The sequence below is a fragment of the Hymenobacter algoricola genome, from assembly GCF_039539525.1.
GTDB classification, from domain to species: Bacteria; Bacteroidota; Bacteroidia; order Cytophagales; family Hymenobacteraceae; genus Hymenobacter; species Hymenobacter algoricola.
Genome location: NZ_BAABDH010000016.1, coordinates 65,246 through 86,444 on the forward strand (window position 1 = coordinate 65,246; position 21,199 = coordinate 86,444).

Consider the following 21,199-nt stretch of genomic DNA (forward strand, 5'->3'; position numbering starts at 1 on the left):
TTTCTTAGCTCTAGCTTTACGCCCTTATTGATTCTTCATGCTTTCCCTGAAAACCCCGTCCGTCCGCGACTATTTTCCCTACGAGCCTACCCAGGACCAGGCCACGCTGTTCTTTAAGCTGGATGAGTTTCTGAAAGATGACCTGCCGGGCCGCAAGGTGTTTGTGCTGCGCGGCTACGCCGGCACGGGCAAGACTACCGTGGTCAGCGCCCTGGTGCAGTGGCTGCACCAGATGGGCCGCAAGTACACGCTGATGGCCCCCACGGGCCGCGCGGCCAAGGTGATGAGCGCCTACTCGGGCGTGGCGGCCAGCACCATCCACAAGAAAATCTACCGGCAGACTTCCGGCACGCCGGCCGCGGGCCTCTCGTTTCAGCGCCAGCCCAACCGCACCGCCGACATGCTCTACATCGTGGATGAGGCGTCCATGATTTCCGACGAGAAGGCCTTCGGCGAAAACGGCCTGCTCGACGATTTGATGGGCTACGTGTTCGAAAAGCCCACCAACCGCCTGCTGCTCATCGGCGACACGGCCCAGCTGCCGCCGGTGGGCCAGCTGCTGAGTCCGGCCCTGGACCCGGAGCTGCTCACCCACCGCTTCCGGGCCAAGGTGGCCGGCGTGGAGCTGCGCCAGGTGATGCGCCAGGCCGAAGCGTCGGGCATTCTGATGAACGCCACGGCCCTGCGCGAGGAGCTGCGGCAGCCGGAGCCCAACATCCAGTTTTTCACCAAAGCCTACCCCGACATCTTCAAAATCGGCGGCGACAAGCTCGAGGATGGCCTGCGCTGGGCCTACAAGAACTACGGGCACGAAAACACGACCATCATCTGCCGCTCCAACAAGAACGCCAACCTCTACAACCAGATGATCCGGCGCACCCTGTTCGATGCCGAGGAGGAAATTGAGGCCGGCGACTACCTGATGGTGGTGCGCAACAACTACTTCTGGCTGCCCAAGGACTCGGAAATGGGCTTTCTGGCCAACGGCGACTTCGTGCAGGTGACCAAGATCGTGCGGCGGCAGGAGGAGTTCGGCTTCCGCTTCGCCGATGCCCGGGTACGGTTTGTGGACTACCCCGACGAGGAGGAGCAGGAAGTAAAGCTGCTGCTCGACACGCTGCACACCGAAAGCCCGGCCCTGCCCGCCGACCGCAGCAACGAGCTTTACCAGACCATTGCCGCCGACTATAATCACCTGACCACCAAGCGCGACAAGAGCGCCGCCATGCGCAAAGACCCGTACCTGAACGCGCTGCAGGTGAAGTTTGCCTACGCCCTGACCTGCCACAAGGCCCAGGGCGGGCAGTGGCAGGCCGTGTTCGTCGACCACGGCTTCCTGAAGGACGACATGGTGAACTCCGAGTTTGCGCGCTGGCTGTACACGGCCGTCACGCGGGCGGCCGAGCGGCTGTTTCTGCTCAACTTCAACCAGAAGCTGGTGGGCGACGCGCCGGTGGAGAAAGAGTACTAAGCAACTTGTGGGGCCGCCCTGAACCTCGGGCGTCGGGCGCCGGTTGTGGGTTGAAGACCAGCCCTGAACCCGGCCCCGGTGGCGAAAACTGGCAGGATAGTTGGCTGCCGGCTCAAAACTTATAAATTTGTTTCCCTCAACTCCCTAACGAAATCAACGTCATGAAAAAAGCACTCGTTCTGGCCTTGTCGCTTTCGCTGGCAGGCTTCGCCTCGCAGGCTCAGTCGGCGGCCGTGAAGCCCGCCAATGCCCAGGAAAAAGTGGCTGGCCCCCAGATTCAGTTTGAGGAAGTGAAGTACGACTTCGGCGCCATCAAGCAGGGCGACGTGGTCGACCACACGTTCAGGTTCAAGAACGTCGGCACCCAGCCCCTGATTATCTCCAACATCGGCGTAAGCTGCGGCTGCACCACCCCGGAGTGGACCAAAGACCCGGTCATGCCCGGCAAAACCGGCACCATCTCGGCCAAGTTCAACAGCGCCGGCAAAATGGGCATGCAGAACAAAGTGCTGACCGTTGAGTCGAACTCGGCGGCGGGCAGCGCCATGGTTTCCCTGGTGGGCGACGTAAAAGACGCCGCCGCTGCCTCCGCCGCGCCCAACATGACGGTAGAGTCGAAGACCGAAACTCCGATGGACGCCAACGGCAAGCAGAAAATGAAGATGGGCGACAGCAAAATGAAAGCCAAAAAGAAGTCGTAAAGCTCCTTCTTTCCACCAAAAAAAGGCGGCCCGTGCTCCACGGGTCGCCTTTTTTGTGCCTCATTCTGTCTGGTCACGACCGGCTCTGCGCTGGTCGGCGCCGCGGCTAGAGCTTGCGCACGGCCAGCAGCAGGCTGATCCAGCCGGCAATCAGCAGCAGGCCGCCCAGCGGAGCTACCGCACCCAGCTTGGTGATGCCCGTGAAGCAGAGCGTGTAGAGCGAGCCGCTGAAGATGATGATGCCGCCCAGCCACAGCCAGGCCGTGAGGTGCAGGGCCCGCAGCTCGGGCCGCAGCGCCAGCAGCACGCCGATGCCCAGCAGCGCCAGGGTGTGGTAGAACTGGTAGCGCACGGCAGTTTCAAACGTGTCGAAGCGGCCGGAGGCTTCCAGCATGGCGCGCAGGCCGTGGGCCCCAAAGGCGCCGATGGCCACGCCCAGGGTGCCGAGCAGGGCCGCAATCTGGAGAATCAAACGAGCAGTCATAGAAAAAAGGGAAGGTAAGAGGTGCGGCCCGCCGAAGCCGGCAGGCGGGGAGAAGTACGCCGGTTTAGCTGGCCACCCCGTAGCTGCGGGCCCCAAAAATAGCGCTGCCCACCCGAATCAGCGTGCTGCCCTCGGCAATGGCCAGCCTATAGTCGGCGCTCATGCCCATCGAGATTTCCCGGAATTCGGGCTGGTTGGCGAAAAACTCGGCTTTAAGCTGCTCGAAGTAGCCGCGCAGCTCCTGAAATTCCCGGCGCAGCTGGGTTTCGTCGGGGGTGTTGGTGGCCACGCCCATCACGCCCGTCAGCTGCACGTGCGGCAGGGCGCGGTAGGCGTCGGAGCGCAGCAGCAGCTGGGCTTCGGCCAGGCTCAGGCCCGACTTGGTTTCCTCGTCGGCAATGTGGAACTGGAGCAGGCCGCGCACCACGCGCTGGTGCTTGGCGGCCTGCTTCTCAATTTCCTGGAGCAGCTTCAGGCTGTCGATGCTCTGGATGGTGTGCACGAATGGAGCAATGTACTTGACCTTGTTGGTCTGCAGACGTCCGATGAGGTGCCACTCGACGTCGGCGGGCAGCGCGGGCTGCTTGGCGGCCATTTCCTGCACTTTGTTTTCCCCGAACAGGCGGGCGCCGGCGTCGTAGGCTTCCTGCAGCTTTTCTACCGGGTGGGTTTTGGTGACGGTGACGAGGCGGCAGCTGGTGTCGGCCAGCTGGGCTTGGAAAAAGCGCAGGTTATCGGCAATGGACATAATGGGGAGTAGGGAGAAGGCGGCGGACGGAAGCGGAGGCCGGGCGGCTAGTCTTCCAGCGCGTTGGTCAGGAACGTGTTTTTCAGGGCCAGCCACAGCAGCCAGAACCCTATGGCCCACAACAGGTAGATGCGGTAATAGTCTTTCGTGTTGCGGAAGCGCGTCTGCTTGATTTCAGACTTTTCGTACTGGTCGATGCGCTGAAACACCCGCCGCAGGCCCTCGTTGTCGGTGGCGCGGAAGAATTGGCCGTCGCCGGCCTGGGCCAGCTCGCGCATGGTGGTTTCGTCGAGGCGGGTTTCCACGTAGCGGGGCTGGCCCGCGGCGTCGGCGCCGTAGGGCACGTAGCCATCCTTGCCCAGCCCGATGGTGTAGATCTTCAGGCCGTAGACGTGGGCCAGCCGGGCGGCCGTGACGGGGTCGAGGCTGCCGGCCGTGTTTTCGCCGTCCGAAATCAGGATGCAGACCTTGGTGCGGCTGGGCGACTCCCGCAGGCGGTTGGTGGCTACGCCCAGGGCCGTGCCAATGGCCGTGCCGTCGTTGGCAATCATGCCCAGCCTCAGGCTCTCAATGTTTTCGCGCAGCAGGTCGTAGTCGGTGGTGAGCGGGGCCAGGGAGTAGGCGTCGCCGGCAAACACGACCAGGCCGATCCGGTCGCCCACGCGCCCGTCGATAAACCCGCGGGCTACGCGCTTGGCGGCTTCCAGGCGGTTGGGCTGCAGATCCTGCAGCTCCATGGAGCCCGACACGTCGAGCAGCAGCAGAATGTCGATGCCGGCCCCCGACTGTACCACCCGCTCGTCGGTGCGCTGGGGCCGGGCCAGGGCCACGAGGACAAACCCCAGACTCAGCCCCAGCACGATATCGGGTACAAACCGCAGCCCGGCCGTCCAGTCGCGGCGTACCTGCCCCGGCACGAAGGCCACGCCCAGGCGGGTGCGGCGGCGCTGCACCAGCAGCCAGCGTACCACGAACAGCAGCGGAATCAGCGGCAGCAGCAGCAGCAGGCGCGGCTGCTCCCAGGTGTAGCTGCTCAGCGTGGCGTAGCGCAGTCCGTCCGCGAGCGGGGCCAGCAGACGTTGCCAAAGCTGATTCATGGGAAGAAGGTGAGGGAATGAAAGAGGAGCCGCTAGTCGCCGCGCTGGGCTGCCACCAGCTCGTAGCGCCGCTCGGCAAAGTTACGCAGCAGCACGAAGGCCAGGTCGGTTTCGGCTTCTTCGTCGGTGAACTGGTTGCCGTAGATAACCCGGTCGGCAATGCGCAGGGCCATGCTTACGTCGGCGTCGTCCTGGTAGTGAGCCACTACTTCCCTGGTCGTCAGGCTATTGATGGTATTGCTTTCGAGCACGGAGAGGTAGTTTTTCCACAGCGTAATGGCCCGCTCCATGTTCAGCAGCGACCTCGACAGCGTGAACCGCTCGATGTGGCGGGCGTACTGGGCCAGGAAGTAGGCGTGGTTTTTCCGCAGCTTGTAGCGCTGGTAGCGGCGGCGCAGCCGGTGGCCGAAGCCCAGCACCAGCGCCAGGGCCAGCAGTCCCAGCAGCCCGGCCCCCGCCAGCCAGTACGGGTAGTTGAATTCGGCTTTCACGGGTACCAGATCCGTGTTCTGGCGCAGCACCGGCGGCTCCCCGCCCGTGGGCTCCGGGGCCGTGCGGGTCAGCCGGATGGTGGCCTCGGGCGCGGGCAGCAGCAGCGTATCGGCGCCCTGCAGCACCGTCACCGGCAGGCTCAGCCGCTGCACCGAGTCGAGGGCGAAGGTGCGCAGGCGGTACACCGTCCGGTCGAGGCTGCGTCCTTGGCGGGTGCGGGTGGGCTGGTAGATTCTGGCCACGAACTCGAAGGGCGCGAAGTCGGCGGTAGAGTCGGGGAAGATAACCTCCTGGGTGGGCGAGTGCCGGTAAGAAAGCTCGTAGTCGATAAGTTCGCCCACGTGGGTGGCGGGGCGGCGAAACCGGCCGCTGAGCTCATCGGCGGGACGCTGGGCGCGGCTGCCAAGCGGCAGCAGGCTCAGCAGCAAGACCACCCAAACGCGGGCCGGGCTATGTAGGGCGCGGACCACCATCTAGGCGCGGCCGCCCCGCTGGTTACGCTGGCGAAACAGCTTCACCAGCTGGGGCACGAAGTCGGCGTTGGTGGCAATGGACAGGTACTCGGTGCGGTGGCGGCGGCAGATCTGCCCGATCTGCTCCCGGTTCTGCTCGTAGGTGGCCCGGTAGCGGGCCCGGAACGACTCGGCCGAGGTGTTCACCCACACCGTGCGGCCGGTTTCCTGGTCGAGCAGCGGGATAATGCCCAGGGGTGGAAACTCCCGCTCCCGCTCGTCGAGCAGCTGAATCACGATCAGGTCGTGCTTGCGGGCCAGCATGGTCAGCTCCCGCTCGTAGCTGGTGTCGATGAAGTCGGAGAGCAGCAGGATGATGCTGCGGCGCTTGAGCAGCCCCAGCGCCTGCTTGATGCCCGCGCCCACGGCCGTCTGTCGCGACTTGGGCTCCAGGTCGAACAGCCGCTTGATGAGGGTGTAGGCGTGGCGGATGCCTTTGCCGGGGGCCAGGTACAGCTCTTTCTGATCGGAAAAAGCCAGGATGCCGAGCTGGGCGTCCTGCCGGGCGGCAGCCAGGGCCAGAATGCCGCAGATTTCGCGGCCCACGTCGAGCTTGCGGCGGCCGGCGGCGCCCACCTGCTGGGAGGCACTCACGTCGAGCAGCAGCAGCACCGACTGCTCGCGCTCCTCCTTGTAGGTTTTGACGAACGTGCCGTGGCCCTTGCTGGATACGGCCCAGTCGATGGCCCGCACCTCGTCGCCGTACTGGTAGAGGCGCACGTCGTCGAATTCGAGGCCCGTCCCTTTGAACACAGAATGAAAATCACCCTGCAGCTGGGCATCCGCGGCCTTGAGAATCCGTATTTCCATCTGCCGCAGCTGGCGGACGATTTGTTGAAAAGGGGTGGCGGTGGGCGAATTCATTGCAGCTAAACTACGGCTTCCTCCTAACTTTGCCACGTGAAAATGCTCCCCACCCGCTCGTTGATGCCTTTGCTGCTGCTGCTGACCCTGTTGCTGGGCCAGTGCCAGCGGCCCGAGGAGGCCCTGCCGCCCCAGCCGCTGCTGCCCAAAGACAAAATGGTGAGCCTGCTGGTGCAGATTCACCTGACCGAGGCGCGGGTGGAAGCCACCAACCTGCCGGCCGACTCGTCGCGGGCCCTGTACCGGCAGCTGCACAAGGACCTGCTCTGGCGGCAGGACGTCACGGATTCGCTGTTTCAGCGCAGCTACCGCTACTACGCCGTGCACGAAAAGGACCTCGACGAAATCTACGGCGTGGTCATCGACAGCCTGACCCGGCGCAAGGAGCTGCTCAATGCGCCCAAGCCCGCCCCCGGCACCGCGCCGCCCGCCGACCTGCCCAAGTGGGATAAGTAGAGCGGGGGCTACGGCCTAGATAAGCCGGTGGCCGTTGGGCACGGGGCCGGCCAGCGTGGCCAGCACGATGTCGCCGTGCGCGTCGGCGGCGCCGGTAACCAGCACTTCCGAGCGAAACGGCCCGATCTGCTTGGGCGGGAAGTTGACCACGGCCAGCACCTGCCGGCCCACGAGGTCGGCGGGCGTATAGTGGCGGGTAATCTGGGCGCTGGAGTTCTTCAGCCCGATTTCGGGGCCAAAATCAATCAGCAGCTGGTAGGCGGGCTTGCGGGCCTGGGGAAACGCGCGGGCTTCGAGGATGGTGCCCACGCGCAGGTCGACGCGCTCAAAGTCGGCCCAGGTGATGGGGGAAGGAGGGTGCATGCCCGCAAATTAGGCCGCCGGAAGTTCCGGCCTACTCGGCCAGGGCAAATTTATCGAGCTGGGTGAGCCGCTGCCGCACCTGCTCTTCCCAGAACTTCTGCTTGGGCTCGTTCAGGCCGTTGCTGGTTTCGCCGTCGTAGCGGGCCTCTTCGCGCTTCCAGGCCGAGAAAGCGGCATTGGAAAGATTGCGGAACGCCGGCTGCAGATGCTCGCAGTCCAGCTTGACCAACGCCAGCTTCTGGCGCATCATGCGCGCGTGCAGCTCCGTGATGTCGAAGTGCAGCTGCTCGTGGCGCAGCAGGTTGGGCGAGGCCTTCTTCGCGTCGCGCACCCACGACTCCGAGGGCACGAACACGGCCCGCACCTGGGCCGAAAACACGTAGTCCTTGCAGCCGATCTGGGCGTCGATGGTTGCCGAGGTGAGGGCCGCCAGCTGGTCGGCGGGAGTCGGGCGGGTTTTGAAGTCGGCCCAGGTCAGGGGCCGGGTCGCCGACCAGGCTATTTTCTCGGCCGGCGGCGCGGCCTGGGGTTGCTGCGGGGCCGGGCGGGAGCCGGAAGTCAGGGCCAGCAGCGGCAGCAGGAAGGAGAAGAAGGGCATGGAGAAGGCAGAAACGGTGAGGCGCGAAAATGCAGCTAAATCCACAAAGGCCGCCGGGCGCCGCTTGGTTCCCCAGGCCGCTTGGCTTCTCTCAGCGGCCGACGGCCACGGCCGGCTCCGCGGCCGGCACGGCACTGTGCTGGCGAAAGCGCCACAGCAGCACGCCCGCCACCAGCGTCAGGCCGGTCAGCAGCCCCACCCACACGCCGATGGCCCCCAGCTTGAGGCCAAACCCGAGCCAGTAGCCAAACGGCAGCGCCATGGCCCAGTAGGCCAGCAGCGCCACCACGGAGGGCACCTTCACGTCTTCCAGACCACGCAGGGCGCCCAGCCCCACCACCTGCAGGCCATCCGACACCTGGAACAGGGCGGCAATGAGCAGCAGCGTGGCGGCCTGGGCCACCACTTCTGGGTCGTGGTTGTAGAAGTGGGGCACCTTGTGGCGGGCCACGATGAGTAGCAGCGCCATGGTGCTCATAAAGACAAACGTGAGGCCGTAGGCCGCAAACCCGGCCTGCCGGGCGCCGGCCGCGTCGCCGGTGCCGCGGAAGTAGCCCACCCGGATGGTAGCGGCCGCAGCAATACCGCTGGCCGCCATGTAGGTGACGGACGCCACGTTGATGGCAATCTGGTGGGCCGCCAGGGAGGTGGCCCCGAGCCAGCCAATCATGATGGCCGAAAAGCTGAACGCGCCCATTTCAAACATCATCTGCACCCCGATAGGGGCGCCGAGGCCAAAAATCCGGCTCACGGTAGCCCGGGCCGGCGTCAGCCACGAGCCGGCGGCCTCGCGGTACTCGTGCAGGCGCCTGGCCCGCAGCACGTAGGCGGCCATCAGTGCTGCCATCAGAATGCGGGCAATGAGCGTGGCCCAGGCCGAGCCCATCAGCCCCATGGCCGGCACGCCGAAGTGCCCGAAGATGAACACGTAGCACAGCAGGGCATTCACCAGGTTCGCCAGGATGGAGAGGAACATGGCCTGCCGGGTGAGGCCCAGGCCTTCGGCAAACTGCTTGAAGCCCTGAAACACCATCAGCGGCAGCAACGACAGGAACAGCACCCGCACCCAGGGCGCGGCCAGCCGCACCACTTCGGCGGGCTGGTTCAGGTACCCCAGCAGCGGGGCAATGAGCAGGCCAAAAGCGGCCAGCACCAGGCCGGCTACGGCACTGAGCCAGACGCCGTTTTTGAGCAGGCGGCCCAGGCCGGCCACGTCGCGCTGGCCGTTGGCGGCGGCCACCAGCGGAGTGATGCCCATCGACAGGCCCAGGCCCAGCACCATCACCACGGTATTCACGCTCACGCCCAACGACACGGCCGCCAGGGGAATCTTGCCGGTCTGGCCCACCATCACACTGTCGCACACGTTGACCAGCACGTGGCCTAGCTGGCTCAGCACAACCGGGTAGGCCAGCAGCAGCGTGGGTTTGATATGGGGGCGGATGGCAGTAAGCGGCATGACGAAAAAGCAGAATGAAGCCGCAAAGGTACGACTCCCCGGCCCAGTACCCCACCGAAAGTACGGGCTACGGCCGTACTGCCCGGCGGGCCGCCAGGGCCGCCGCCAGCCGCCGCAGCGCTTCCCGCAGCAGGGGCTCGGGCACGGCGCAGGAAATCCGGGCAAAGCCGGGCGCCCCGCAGCTGCCGCCATCCACCAGCTCCACGCCCGCTGCCCGCAGCTCCCGAAAGAAACTGGCCGACGCCAGGGCCGTCGGGTGGGCCGGGTCGAGGTAGGCGCCAAAGTCGGGGAAGGCGTAGTAGGTGCCTTCGGGCACGGCACAGCGCACATCGGGCAGGGCCGTCAAGGCTTGCAGCAGATAAGCCCGGGCCGGGGCCAGCCGGGTGCGCAGCCCGGCGGTGATGCTGGCGGCCTCCTCCGTAGCCGCCAGCGCGGCCCGCTGACTCGGTACGGGCACGGCCGCGCCGGTGGCAAACAGCCAGTCGGTGCAGGCGCGGGCCACGGCCACCGGGGCCACGAGGTAGCCCACGCCCCAGCCAATCAGCGCCAGCGACTTGGAGAATCCATTAACGACAATATGCTGCCCCAGCGGGTCGGGCCACGTCAGCAGGGAAGGCACCGGCACCGGCCCGAAGCTGATGCCGTCGTAGATTTCGTCGGACAGCACCCGCAGGTGCGGAAACTCCCGGGTTACGGCCAGCAGCGCGTCCAGCTCGGCCCGGTGGTACACCCGCCCGGTGGGGTTGTTGGGGTTGCTCAGCAGCAGCAGGCGGGTGGTGGGCGTCAGGGCAGCCCGCAGCGTTTCGGGCGTCAGGGCATACTGGTCGGCCGCGGCCAGGGGCAGGGTGCGCAGCGTGCCGCCGGCCTTTTCGACCAGGCCGGGGAAGCCAAACCAGTTGGGCGTGGGCAGCAGCACCTCGTCGCCGGGGCGGAGCAGGACGTTCAGCAGGGCAAACAGCGCCGGCTTGGCCCCGGCCGTCACCACCACCTGCTCGGCGGCTACGGCGGCACCCCGGGCCCGGAAGCGGGCAGCCAGCGCCTCGCGCAGCTCGGGCAGCCCGGCAGTAGGGCTCAGCGGCAATTGCCCGCCCGTCAGCGCCGCTTGCGCCCGCGCCAGGGCCAGGGGTGGGTTCGGGAAGTCGCCGTAGCCGGAGGCCAGGCTGATGACGGCAGGAAAAGCAGGCTCCATGGGCAGCGGAAATAGGCGGGCAGGGCTGGCGGCTACTTCTGCGGACTCAGCACCACGTCGGCAAAGTACTGCTTATCGTCGGTGAAAAAGGCCTGCACATCCAGGCCCGCCGCCGCCGCCGCCGCCCGAATCAGGGGCTGGGTAAACTTGTAGGAATTCTCGGTGTGAATCGTTTCCCAGGCCGCGAAGTCGAAGTCCCGGTCCAGCGCCGGCACTCGCACCGTCTGCTGGTGGGTGCTGACCAGAAACGAGCGGACGGCCCCGCTGAGCGGATCGTAGTCGGTGTAGTGCTGCCAGCGGCTGAGGTCGAAGTCGGCGTCCAGCTCCCGGTTCAGGCGGCGCAGCAGGTTCAGGTTGAAGGCCGCCGTCACGCCCTGGCTGTCGTCGTAGGCATTGCGGATCTGGCGCGGGTCCTTTTGCAGGTCGAAGCCGACGAGCAGCCGGTCGTCGGGGGTGAGGGGCTGGGCCAGGGCGCGCAGAAACTCGTGCTGGTCGGCGGGCAGAAAGTTGCCGATGTTGGAGCCCAGAAACAGCACCACCTTGCGGCCCGGACGGCTGGCCATCAGCGTCAGGGCCCGGGTATATTCGGCCACCAGTCCTTCTACGCGCAGCTCGGGCAGCTCCCGGCGCAGGCTTTCGGCGAGGCCTTCCACGGCGGCGGTGGAAATATCCACCGGCACGTAGGTGAAGCTGGCTCCGGCAGCCAGCAGCTCACGGAGCAGAATCTTGGTTTTGAGCCCATCGCCGGCGCCCAGCTCCAGCAAAAAGAAAGGCTCCGCGGCGGTTTCCGGCCGCAGGGCCGCGGCAATGGCCGCGGCGTGGGTGGTGAGCAGGCCAAACTCGGTGCGGGTGGGATAATACTCGGGCAGGGCCATGATCTGCTGAAACAGACGGCTGCCCTCGTCGTCGTAGAAATACATCGACGACAGCGTTTTCTGCGGGCGGCTCAGGCCCTCGGCCACATGGCGGGCCAGGGCCGAGGTCGGGCTGGCCGTCTGGGCCGGGTGAGCGGCCGCGGCGGAGTCGGCGCTGGAATCAGAAAAACCAACCGGACCGGCGGCAGCAAAAGTCGAAAGGGCAGTCATGCAGGGATGGGTAGGAGTAGGAAAGAACGGCGGCGGCGGAAAAGCCAGGGTCAGCGGGCCAGCCGGATGCCGGTGAACTGCCAGCGCTTGTCGGCGTGAAAGAAGTTGCGGTAGGTGGGGCGGATGTGGCTGGCGGGCGTGGCGCAGGAGCCCCCGCGCAGCACCAGCTGGTTGAGCATAAACTTGCCGTTATACTCGCCCAGGGCCCCGGCCGCGCGCAGGTAGCCGGGGTAGGGGTGGTAGGCCGAATACGTCCACTCCCACACGTCGCCGAGCAGCTGGTGGCACTGGTCCGGGGCGGCCGGGACCGGCAGCGGCTGCGGGTCGAAGCGGCGGCTTTCCAGGAAGGTGCCGGCGGGCTGGGCCCCGAAGTGGCGGGCCGCAATTTCCCATTCCTGCTCGGTGAGCAGGCGGGCCCCGGCCCAGTGAGCGTAGGCATCGGCCTCGTAGAAGCTTACGTGCGTCACGGGAGCTGCCAGGTTCAGCGGCTGCAGCCCGTGGTGGGTAAAGCGGTACCAGCGGCCATCTTTTTGCGTCCAGTACAGCGGCGCTTCCCACTGCTGCTGCTGCGCCAGGTCCCAGCCTTCGCCCAGCCAATAGCGGAAATCCTGGTAGCCGCCGCCGGCCATAAACTCCAGGTAGTCGGCATTGGTCACCAGCCGGTTTTGCAGCGTGAAGTCGGCCACGTACACTTCGTGCGGAGCCTGCTCATTGTCGAAGCAGAACCCCTCGCCTTCGTAGCCGATGCGGTGAATGCCACCGGGCACGGGCAGCCAGGAGACCGGCGGCAGCGCGGCGGCCCGGGCCTGCTGCCCGTCGGCGGGCAGGTAGGCCGGCGCCAGCGGGCTGGTGCTCAGAATGTATTTGATGTCGGTGACCAGCAGCTCCTGGTGCTGCTGCTCGTGCTGCAGGCCCAGCTCAAACAGCTCGGCAAAAGCTGCCGGCAGCGCCGCCTCCGCACCGGCCAGCGCGTCGAGCAGCGTCAGCATGTGCGCATCGACGTGGGCGCGGTAGTCATACACATCCTGCAGCGGCGGGCGCGACAAAGTGCCCCGGTCAGCACGGTTGACGCGGCTGCCCAGGGAGTTATAGTAGGAGTTGAACAGGAAGGCGTAATCCGGGTGAAATACCGCGTAGTCCGGCTGGTATTCTTTCAGCAGAAACGTCTCGAAGAACCACGTGGTGTGCGCCAGGTGCCACTTCGGCGGACTCACATCAATCATGGGCTGCACCACGGTGTCTTCGGGCAGCAGCGGGCGGCACAGGTCGGCGGTCTGCTGCCGCACGGCCCGGTAGCGGCGAAGCAAATCAGTCAGTGCCACCGGGGCCGGGGCCAGGGCGGAAGGTTGTGGGGAGGACATAAGCGGCTGGAGAGGAGGTAGGCGGGAAAGTAACTGCAAAAGCGCCGGCCGGGTTTCGGGCCGGCCGGCGCCAGCGGGTTCGGCACGGTCTACGGTTGAGCCTCGGTACTTCACGCAGCAGCCGTCCGGAACTACGTACAGTTCATCAGTAAAAGTTGGTATTTTGGGGAGTGGAGCCTGGTTTTGAGGGTGATACGCCTATCCTTATAGCAGCGCTTACGTTGAATGCACCTAGTCCTGAAGCTTTCCAATTTCCAAAACTCTGCGCTATGATTACCACCAACCAACCCCAAAAAACCAGCCCGGCCACCAGCTCGGGCAAGGTAAGCCCCAGCGGCAAAAGCATGCGCGGCTTCGCCGCCATGGATCCGGCCGAACAGCGCCGCATTGCCAGTGAAGGCGGCCGGGCCTCGCACGAAAGTGGCCGGGGCCACCGCTTTACCTCCGAAGAAGCCCGGGCAGCCGGTCGCAAAGGCGGGCAGGCCAGCCGCACCCGCGCTACTCCCGCCAGCGCCACCCGCTAGGCGCCGGCCCGGCGACTGGTTCCGCGCCCCTTCGTAAGCTACCCCCTAAAAACCCCAAGCCCCCGTGCCCTGCACGGGGGCTTGGGGTTTTTAGGAAGGCAGCGGCCAATCCAGCCGGCAACTCGGCCGAAGCGGGGCTTTCCTTGTTATTTGCCGGAGTCTTACTTTTTTCGCTTTATGCTTCAGCTTTCCTGGTCACAGCGCGTGCTGCGCTTCAACTTCCCGGCCCGCACCTCGCGTGGGGCCCTGGATGAGCACGTAGCCTACTACCTGCACCTGACCGATACCACGCAGCCCGGCCGGCAGGGGCTGGGTGAAGCGGCCCCGCTGGCGGGCCTCAGCCCTGATTTTGGCCCCGCCTTTCCGCGGCGGGTGCAGGAGTTCTGCGCCGAGTTCAACCAGCGCGGCCTCACGGAGCTGCCGTCTGGGCAGGTGGCCGAACTCATTGCGCCGCAGTGGCCCGCGCTGCGCTTCGCCCTCGAAACGGCGGCCCTCGACTGGCAGCACGGCGGCCGGCACCTGATTTATGACAATGCCTTCAGCCGCGGAGAAGCCGGCGTGCCTATCAATGGCCTGGTGTGGATGGGCGACGCGGCTTTCATGCGGGAGCAGATCCGGAAAAAGCTGGCCGAGGGCTATTCCTGCCTGAAGCTCAAAATAGGGGGGCTCGACTTCGCGACCGAGCTGCAGCTGCTGGCCGAAATCCGGGCCGTGGCGGGTCCCGAGCAGCTCACGCTGCGCGTGGATGCCAACGGCGCCTTCCACCCCGGCGACGCCCTGCGGAAGCTGCAGCAGCTGGCCCCGTTTGCCCTGCATTCCATCGAGCAGCCCATCCGGGCCGGGCAGTGGGCGCCGATGGCCGACTTGTGCGCCGCTTCTCCCGTGCCCATTGCCCTCGACGAAGAGCTGATCGGCGTTACCGACCCCCGCCAGCAGCTGGCGCTGCTGGAGCAGATCAAGCCGGCCTACATCATTCTGAAGCCCACGCTGCTGGGTGGCCTGCAGGCCGCGCTGGGGTGGCTGACGGCGGCCGAAAACCAGTCGGTAGGCTGGTGGCTGACCTCGGCCCTGGAGTCGAACGTAGGCCTGAATGCCATCAGCCAGTTTGCGGGCAGCTACGCCCGGCCGGGCTTCCCGCAGGGGCTGGGCACGGGGCAGCTCTACCACAACAATGTGGCCGCCCCCCTGCACATTCGCGGGGGCACCCTGCACTACGAACCCCAGCAGGCCTGGGAGCCGGTAAGGTAGGCGCCACCAGGGTAGCTGGGTGCAGCCGGATGAATAGAATATTGTCTATCTTACCTGCTGCCCTCCCACCCGTATGTCGCCCCTGCGTCTTTTGGAAGCACTCTACTCGGCTCGTAAATGCGGCTTCTGGCTCCTGCTCTGGCTGAGCTGTTTCGGGCTGCCGGGGCAGGCGCAGCCGTTTCATTTTAAGCACCGGGGAGTGCGGCGCGTAAACCTGCCGTTTGCTCTGCAGCGCAACCTGATTATCGTGGCTGTGGAGCTCAATGGCAAGGGCCCCTATAATTTCCTGCTGGATACGGGCGTGTCGGTTTCCCTCATCACCGACCCCGCCCTGCGCTCGGAGCTGAAGCTGCGGGTGGGCCACCCGTTTCGGGTGGCCGGGGCCGGCAACGAAGCCCCGCTGGAAGCCTTTCAGACCGACAGCGTGCGGGTGGTGCTGCCCGGCATTGTAAGTCCGAACACGCAGTTTCTGGTGCTGTCGGAGGATGTGCTGAATCTGTCGGGGTTCGTGGGCATGCCCATTCACGGCATCCTGGGGTCCGATCTGTTCTACAGCTTTACCGTCGTCATTCACCCCGGCGACGCCACCCTGACTTTCCACGATCCGGCGCGCTTCCGCCTGCCCCGGAGCCGGCGCTGGGCCAGCCTGCCGCTGGATCTGGAAGGCAACAAAGCGTACCTGACTACCCGCGTGGCCCTCACCGACTCGCTGACGCTGCCGCTGCGCCTGGTGCTGGACACCGGCGCGGGCCACGCGCTGTCAGTAGAAACCTCTTCTGACCCGCGCCTGCGGCTGCCGGCTACCCGCGTGCGCACCCAGCTGGGGCGGGGCCTGAATGGCTTCATCAATGGCTACATCGGCCGGGTGCCCGCCCTGGAGCTGGGCCGCTACCGGCTCTCGTCGCTCATTACCTCCTTTCCCGACTCCAGCGACGTGGCTATGCGTGCCAGCGTGCCGCGCAACGGCAACATCGGCTTTGAGGTGCTCAAGCGCTTCGACGTTATCATCGACTACACCCACAACCGGCTGCTGCTGCGCCCCAACGAGCTGTTTCATGACCCATTCGAGCAGGATATGTGCGGGTTTGAGCTGCTGGCGGCCGGCGGCGACCTCCGGCGCTACCTGGTCACGAAAGTGGAGCCCGGCTCGCCCGCCGACCTGGCCGGCATCCGGCCCGACGAGGAAATTGTGGCCATCAACCAGTTGCCCAGCGCCATCTTCAACCTGACCCAGATCAGCCGCATCTTCCACTCCGGCGACGGCCGCTTGGTGCTGCTGTTCCTGCGCCGGCCCGATGGTACCCTGTACACGACCATGGTCCGGCTGAAGCGGCAGATTTAGCCGAACACCCCGCCGCTGCCCCGCCGCCGACCAAAGTGGTGCGGCGGGCGGTGGCGCCGCCGTTTTTTGCTGTACGACACGCTCCGGCGGCGGATAGGCTATAATTTCCTTACATTAGAAGCCTGTCTTTGGTTGAGCTCCCACCTCACGTGCTTTGTTTATCTGATGCCCACGGCCCCCTCGCCCGCGCTGCCGCCGCCACCTTCCGACATCCGGGCCAATCAGCACATCTACTCCGATTATTTCGACGAAGAGTTTGTCAACCAGCTCGATAAGCACGTCCTGCAGCTGCTCGACCGGGTTTGGTTTCGCTCCGCGCTGGTAGGATTCGATGAGTATCCGGCGCGCAACAACCCCGACAAGCCCCTGATTTTTGCGTCCAACCACTCGGGCATGGCCTTTCCCTGGGATGCCATGGTGGCCTTGTCGCACCTGTGGCGCAAGCTGCCCGACCTGCGCGACCTGCCCCGGCCACTGTCGGCGCCCATGCTGTCCCAGTCGGCGCTGATGAACCCGTTTCTGATCCGGGACTTCTGGAAGCGCTGCGGCTGCGTGGATGCCACCACGCTGAACTTCGAAACCATGATGTACTACAACGACCACAACCTGATGCTGTACCCCGAGGGCGTACCGGGCATCGGCAAGGGGTTCAACCGCAAGTACCAGCTCCAGCGCCTGGCGACCAGCATCATCCGCCTCGGCATTCAGCACCGCACCGATATCATTCCCTTCTACACCATCAACGGCGAGTACCTCAACCCCTACGCCTACAGCTGGGACTGGCTGAACAACCTAAGCAAGAAAATCGGGATTCCCTTCATTCCCTTCGGCCCCATCGTGCTGATGGTGCTGCTGCAGCCCTGGTTTTTTTACATGGCCTACCCCGCCAAGCTCACCTTCGTGCTCGGCACCCGCATCAAGCCCTACGAACTGACCGACAAGGCCCACGATGAGCTGACCCGCGCCGAGTACGAAGACTTGTCTACCCAGGTGCGCCAGCGCATGCAGACCGAGATGGACGCGGCCGTGCGCGCCCACGGCCGGCATCCGTACCGCTGGAAGGAAATGTGGCTGCGTATCCGCCAGAACTGGCGCTACTTCCCGTTTTTCCTGCCCTTCGCCTGGCCGGCCATGTTCACTGAGTTTGAGCGGCAGTACTCGCGCAACCCCCAGACCATCAACCTGCAGCTGACCACGCCCGGCGCCTGGCTGCGCATGATCTGGCGCAACCCGTTCACGCTGAGCTTCTTCATTCCGCTGCTGGGCTGGATTCCCATTGCCATCCGCGGCTACAAGGGACATCAGCTGGGCAAAAACAAAAAGTAGCAGCTCCCTAAAGCATGAATCTGCCCTGCGGCCCGAACCCTGGTCAAATTCAAAGAGTACAAGGATTTAAACTACTGATCTGCTTCGCGCTGCGCCGCTGCCTGACCGGTGTTGGCCGCCGGCGCCCCTTCTTCAATTCCCACGCCTTTTCCCGCCCCAAATGCCTTCCCCCCAGCATTTGCTCCTCAAACAATTCCTGACCGCCGCTACCGGCCCGCTGGCGCGTCGTCGGCCGGGCCTGGGTAGTATGCGGCTGGCCCTGGAAGTGGGCAGCCTGTTTCAGTTTCTGCCCTGGGGCGTCCACCTCGAAAGCCTGACCATTGCGGGCATGGCCGCCGAGTGGATCCGGCCCGCCGGCGCCCCGGCCCACCGCGTGCTGCTGTATCTGCACGGGGGCGGCTACGTGCTGGGCTCGCTCAACACCCACCGCAGCCTGATCGGTACCCTGGCCCAGCGCTGCGGCCTGAATGCCCTGGCCATCGACTACCGCAAAGCCCCCGATTTTCCCTTTCCCGCCGCCCTGGATGACGCCCTGTTGGCGTACCGCTGGCTGCTGGCCCAAGGCTTCCGCCCCCACGACATCATCGTGGCCGGCGACTCGGCCGGGGGCGGACTGACCCTGGCCCTGCTCCTGGCCCTGCGCGACCAGCACGAGCCGCTGCCCGCCGCGGCGGTGGGTTTGTCGCCCTGGACCGATCTGGTGCTGTCCACGGCCACTATCCGCCGGGTGGCGCACCAGGAGCTGCAGCTGCTCGAAGCCCTGACCATCCGGAGCTGGGGCAAGGAATATGCCGCCGCCGTGCCCCTGGAGCACCCGCTGGTATCGCCCAGCCAGGCCGACCTGCACGATTTGCCGCCGTTGCTGCTCCAGGTTTCCGACGCCGAGGTGCTCTGCGACGACGTGCTGGGCTTTGCCGGCAAAGCCCGCCTGGCCGGCGTGCCCGTGACGCTGCAGACGTTTGCGGGGCTGGTGCACTGGTGGCACCTGTTCTGGCGCCTGGTGCCCGAGGCCCGGCAGGCGCTGGACAAGGTGGCCACGTTTACCAACGGCATCTGGGCTGCCCAGGCGGCGGCGGCCCGGCTGGTGCGCCCGCCCGGCCCCGGCAAATCCGCCGCCCGCCTGCGGGCTCACCAGTAGGCAGCAGAAGCTGGTTTGGCATAAAATATAGCTTCTGACTTGATTTTAGCCGGAAAAGACGCGGGTAAAAGCCAACCATGACAAAAATTATTTCCTCACGGCCAACTATATAGCTATGTTTTTGTAGGTTTGTTGAAATTACTCGGCTTGCATACTACTTTATGGGCCGGCTGCGTTCTAACCTCGTTTTTCGTTTCCCTCCAACTCATTCAAACACTCAGCACCATGGAAGATTTGTTTAAGAAATTCATCAATGCCGGCGTTGGTTTCGCGTCGCTGACCAGTGACCGGGTGCAGGGCGCCATCGATTCGCTGGTGAAGGAAAGCAAGTTGTCGGAGCAGGAGGGGAAGAAGATCATGGACGACTTGAAGAAGAACTCCGAAACCAAGCGCAAGGAGCTGGAAAAGCAGTTCAGCGGCATTGCCTCCAAGCTCATGAAGAGCGTGGGCGTGGCCTCCAACTCCGACGTGGAAGATCTGAAGCGCAGCGTGAAGGGCGGCTCCAAGTCGGCTTCGTCGTCGGCAGCGGGCAAGGGCAGCCCGGCAAAATCGGCGGCTAAGCCCGCTTCGAGCCCCGTGGCCAAGGCCGCCGGCGCGACCAAGAAAGCGGCGGACAGCGTAAGCAGCGCCGCGGGCACGGCCCAGAAGTCGGCCGCGGCCAAAGCGGGGGCTGCCAAGCCGAAAGCTGCGGCCAAGCCGGCCGCGCCCAAAGCGTCGGAAAGCGGCAGCAGCGCTTCCTAATCAGCTTTTAGCCGCTTTGAAAAGCCAGTGCCCCGAATGCGTGGGCGCTGGCTTTTTTGTGCGCCCGGGCCGCCGCGCCGGGCTCCAGGGCTGATTTGCGGCCGCCGCCGCGCCAAACTGCTTATTTTGCGTTCCTCCATCCACCGTTCCCGCCCCTGATGTTTAAGAATACGATATCCAATCTGAACCGCATCCGGCAGGTGGCGGAAGTGCTGGCGCGCTACGGATTCGAGGACGTGGTGACCAATACGGCCCTGCGGCGGCTGATTACCCAGAAGCGCCGGGGCTCCTGGCAGCACGCCGAGAAAACCGTGTTTGAAACCACCCGCTGGGAGCGAATCCGCATGGTGATTGAAGAGCTGGGCCCCACGTTTATCAAGCTGGCCCAGGCCCTGAGCAACCGCGCCGACCTGCTCCCGCAGCCCCTCATCGACGAGTTTGAGAAGCTGCAGAGCGACGTGCCGCCCTTCGACGTGACGCTGGCCAAGCAGATCATCGAGCGGGAGCTGGGCCGCCCGATTTCGGAGGTTTTCACCGAGTTTGAGGACGTACCCCTGGGCTCGGCCAGCATCGGGCAGGTGCACAAGGCCCGGCTGCTGACCGGCGAGCTGGTGGTGGTGAAGGTGCAGCGGCCCGACGTGCAGGAGAAGGTGCGCACCGACCTGAGCCTGCTCCACGAGCTGGTGCGCCTCACGGCGGGCTTTCTGCGCAACCACGGCCTGGGCAACCCCCAGGACATCGTGGATGCCTTCGAGCGCAGCATGATGAAGGAAATGGACTACACCTCCGAGGCCCGGAGCATGGACCAGTTCCGCAAGCTCTACGAAAACTACGAAACCTTCTACATCCCGAAACCCTACCGGGAGCTGTCGACGACCAAGATCCTGGTGATTGAGTTTGTGAGCGGGTGCAAGATTTCGGACCGGGAAAAGCTGCTGGAGTGGGGGCTGAGTCCGGCCACGGTGGCCGAGAAGGGCATGGACATCTACCTGACCCAGATTTTCGAGTTCGGTATCTTCCACGCCGACCCGCACCCGGGCAACGTGCTGGTGCGGCCCGACGGCACGCTGGTGCTCATCGACTTCGGCATGGTGGGCAAGCTCACCAAGCAGCAGAAGTACGCCTTTGCGGGCGTGTTTATCGGTATGGCCCGGCAGGATGCGCGCAGCATGGCCCTGAACTTCCGCCGCCTGGCCGTGACGGCCGACATTCCGGATATGCGCCGCTTCGAGGCCGACCTGAACGACCTGATTGAGGACTTCACGACCCTGGACGTGAAGGAGATGAGCATGAGCGACCTGGCCGACCGCCTGCAGGTTATCATCTACGACTACAAGCTGCAGGTGCCCGGGGCGGTGTTTCTGATTCTGCGGGCTTTGGTGATTCTGGAAGGCATCGGCAAGGTGCTGCACCCCAATTTCAACACCTTCGAGTTTGTGCGGCCCTACGGCGCCCGGATTATTGCCGAGCAGTACTCGACCGAGAATATCCTCAGCGAAGCCCAGTATACCGGCTCCCAGCTGCTGGCTCTGCTGACGACGCTGCCGACGGACGTGCGCCAGATCATGCGCAAAATCTCCCGCGGCGACCTGCGGGTGAAGGTGGAGCTGGGCGGCTACCAGGCCCTGATGCGCAAGGCCGACCAGCTCGTGTCGCGCTCCATTATTGCGGTGCTGGCGGTGGCATTCCTGCTGTTTTCGGGCCTGAGCCTGCTGGGCCGCTACTCCCCGGAAATGACCTACTACCGCGGCATGCCCGCCGTGACGTGGTGGGGCTTCAGCATCACCTCGTTTCTGCTGCTGATCCTGCTGATCCTGGGCGCAAAGCCCGAGCGGAAGTAGGACACGTCTGCCATCCTGAGCGCAGCGGAGTGAAGGACCTTCCTCTTAGCTACTACAAGCCCCGTTAAATGAGCAAAGCCCTTTCCGTTCGCAACGAAAAGGGCTTTACTCATTTAACGGGGCTGTTGCGCTGCTCGGAGGAAGGTCCTTCGCGCCGCT

21 protein-coding genes are annotated in these 21,199 nt (G+C 65.1%); 10 read left to right on the forward strand and 11 right to left on the reverse strand.

Going from position 1 to position 21,199, the window contains the following annotated elements:
- Window positions 1-37: 37 nt before the first annotated feature.
- Together ABD842_RS04460 and ABD842_RS04465 are read left to right on the forward strand one after the other, a co-directional pair.
- Window positions 38-1,471, forward strand: a complete 1,434-nt coding sequence (locus tag ABD842_RS04460) for an ATP-dependent DNA helicase (RefSeq protein WP_345110632.1) — start codon at window positions 38-40, stop codon at window positions 1,469-1,471.
- Between the two features lie 161 nt (window positions 1,472-1,632).
- Complete coding sequence (locus ABD842_RS04465) at window positions 1,633-2,172, forward strand: DUF1573 domain-containing protein (protein WP_345110635.1); 540 nt, start codon at window positions 1,633-1,635, stop codon at window positions 2,170-2,172.
- Between the two features lie 106 nt (window positions 2,173-2,278).
- Here the strand turns inward: ABD842_RS04465 and ABD842_RS04470 are convergent, their stop codons facing one another.
- The 5 genes from ABD842_RS04470 to ABD842_RS04490 form a co-directional block, all read right to left on the reverse strand.
- Window positions 2,279-2,656: a DUF423 domain-containing protein gene (locus ABD842_RS04470; RefSeq protein ID WP_345110637.1), complete on the reverse strand. Its 378-nt coding sequence runs from the start codon at window positions 2,654-2,656 to the stop codon at window positions 2,279-2,281.
- A gap of 64 nt (window positions 2,657-2,720) precedes the next feature.
- On the reverse strand, window positions 2,721-3,404 hold the full coding sequence (locus tag ABD842_RS04475; protein ID WP_345110640.1) for a YggS family pyridoxal phosphate-dependent enzyme: 684 nt from the start codon (window positions 3,402-3,404) through the stop codon (window positions 2,721-2,723).
- A 47-nt stretch (window positions 3,405-3,451) separates the two neighbouring features.
- The gene (locus ABD842_RS04480; protein ID WP_345110643.1) at window positions 3,452-4,501 is read right to left on the reverse strand and encodes a vWA domain-containing protein; all 1,050 of its coding nucleotides are present in this window, start codon (window positions 4,499-4,501) and stop codon (window positions 3,452-3,454) included.
- A gap of 32 nt (window positions 4,502-4,533) precedes the next feature.
- A complete protein-coding gene (locus ABD842_RS04485) occupies window positions 4,534-5,427 on the reverse strand; it encodes a hypothetical protein (RefSeq protein ID WP_345110646.1) in 894 nt (297 codons plus the stop codon).
- Window positions 5,428-5,466: 39 nt separating this feature from the next.
- Window positions 5,467-6,369: a DUF58 domain-containing protein gene (locus tag ABD842_RS04490; protein ID WP_345110648.1), complete on the reverse strand. Its 903-nt coding sequence runs from the start codon at window positions 6,367-6,369 to the stop codon at window positions 5,467-5,469.
- Window positions 6,370-6,411: 42 nt separating this feature from the next.
- Here ABD842_RS04490 and ABD842_RS04495 point away from each other — a divergent pair, with 42 nt between their 5' ends.
- Window positions 6,412-6,825 (forward strand): DUF4296 domain-containing protein, encoded by a 414-nt coding sequence (locus ABD842_RS04495; RefSeq protein WP_345110938.1) that lies wholly within the window; start codon window positions 6,412-6,414, stop codon window positions 6,823-6,825.
- Window positions 6,826-6,840: 15 nt separating this feature from the next.
- Here the strand turns inward: ABD842_RS04495 and ABD842_RS04500 are convergent, their stop codons facing one another.
- The 6 genes from ABD842_RS04500 to egtB all read right to left on the reverse strand — a co-directional run bounded on the left by ABD842_RS04500 (window position 6,841) and on the right by egtB (window position 12,880).
- A complete protein-coding gene (locus tag ABD842_RS04500; RefSeq protein WP_345110650.1) occupies window positions 6,841-7,188 on the reverse strand; it encodes a tRNA-binding protein in 348 nt (115 codons plus the stop codon).
- A 31-nt stretch (window positions 7,189-7,219) separates the two neighbouring features.
- Window positions 7,220-7,786: a DUF922 domain-containing protein gene (locus tag ABD842_RS04505; protein WP_345110652.1), complete on the reverse strand. Its 567-nt coding sequence runs from the start codon at window positions 7,784-7,786 to the stop codon at window positions 7,220-7,222.
- A 91-nt stretch (window positions 7,787-7,877) separates the two neighbouring features.
- On the reverse strand, window positions 7,878-9,245 hold the full coding sequence (locus ABD842_RS04510) for an MATE family efflux transporter (protein ID WP_345110654.1): 1,368 nt from the start codon (window positions 9,243-9,245) through the stop codon (window positions 7,878-7,880).
- Between the two features lie 67 nt (window positions 9,246-9,312).
- Window positions 9,313-10,434, reverse strand: a complete 1,122-nt coding sequence (locus ABD842_RS04515; protein WP_345110655.1) for a pyridoxal phosphate-dependent aminotransferase — start codon at window positions 10,432-10,434, stop codon at window positions 9,313-9,315.
- Between the two features lie 32 nt (window positions 10,435-10,466).
- Window positions 10,467-11,519, reverse strand: a complete 1,053-nt coding sequence (egtD, locus tag ABD842_RS04520; protein ID WP_345110657.1) for an L-histidine N(alpha)-methyltransferase — start codon at window positions 11,517-11,519, stop codon at window positions 10,467-10,469.
- A 50-nt stretch (window positions 11,520-11,569) separates the two neighbouring features.
- Entirely contained in the window at window positions 11,570-12,880 is a 1,311-nt protein-coding gene (egtB, locus tag ABD842_RS04525) for an ergothioneine biosynthesis protein EgtB (protein ID WP_345110659.1), read from the reverse strand.
- Window positions 12,881-13,149: 269 nt separating this feature from the next.
- Between egtB and ABD842_RS04530 the strand changes: the two genes are divergently transcribed.
- From ABD842_RS04530 to ABD842_RS04560, 7 genes are all read left to right on the forward strand, one after another.
- Entirely contained in the window at window positions 13,150-13,404 is a 255-nt protein-coding gene (locus ABD842_RS04530; RefSeq protein WP_345110661.1) for a KGG domain-containing protein, read from the forward strand.
- Window positions 13,405-13,581: 177 nt separating this feature from the next.
- Window positions 13,582-14,652: an o-succinylbenzoate synthase gene (locus ABD842_RS04535; protein ID WP_345110664.1), complete on the forward strand. Its 1,071-nt coding sequence runs from the start codon at window positions 13,582-13,584 to the stop codon at window positions 14,650-14,652.
- Window positions 14,653-14,851: 199 nt separating this feature from the next.
- Window positions 14,852-15,994, forward strand: a complete 1,143-nt coding sequence (locus ABD842_RS04540) for an aspartyl protease family protein (RefSeq protein WP_345110667.1) — start codon at window positions 14,852-14,854, stop codon at window positions 15,992-15,994.
- A gap of 165 nt (window positions 15,995-16,159) precedes the next feature.
- Entirely contained in the window at window positions 16,160-17,320 is a 1,161-nt protein-coding gene (locus tag ABD842_RS04545; RefSeq protein ID WP_345110669.1) for a lysophospholipid acyltransferase family protein, read from the forward strand.
- 160 nt (window positions 17,321-17,480) lie between these two features.
- Window positions 17,481-18,458, forward strand: coding sequence for an alpha/beta hydrolase fold domain-containing protein (locus tag ABD842_RS04550; RefSeq protein WP_345110672.1), 978 nt, complete (start codon window positions 17,481-17,483; stop codon window positions 18,456-18,458).
- Between the two features lie 225 nt (window positions 18,459-18,683).
- Window positions 18,684-19,199 carry a phasin family protein gene (locus ABD842_RS04555; protein WP_345110674.1) on the forward strand — a complete coding sequence of 172 codons (516 nt, stop codon included), beginning with the start codon at window positions 18,684-18,686 and terminating at the stop codon, window positions 19,197-19,199.
- 158 nt (window positions 19,200-19,357) lie between these two features.
- On the forward strand, window positions 19,358-21,040 hold the full coding sequence (locus tag ABD842_RS04560; RefSeq protein ID WP_345110677.1) for an ABC1 kinase family protein: 1,683 nt from the start codon (window positions 19,358-19,360) through the stop codon (window positions 21,038-21,040).
- The last annotated feature ends 159 nt before the right edge of the window (window positions 21,041-21,199 follow it).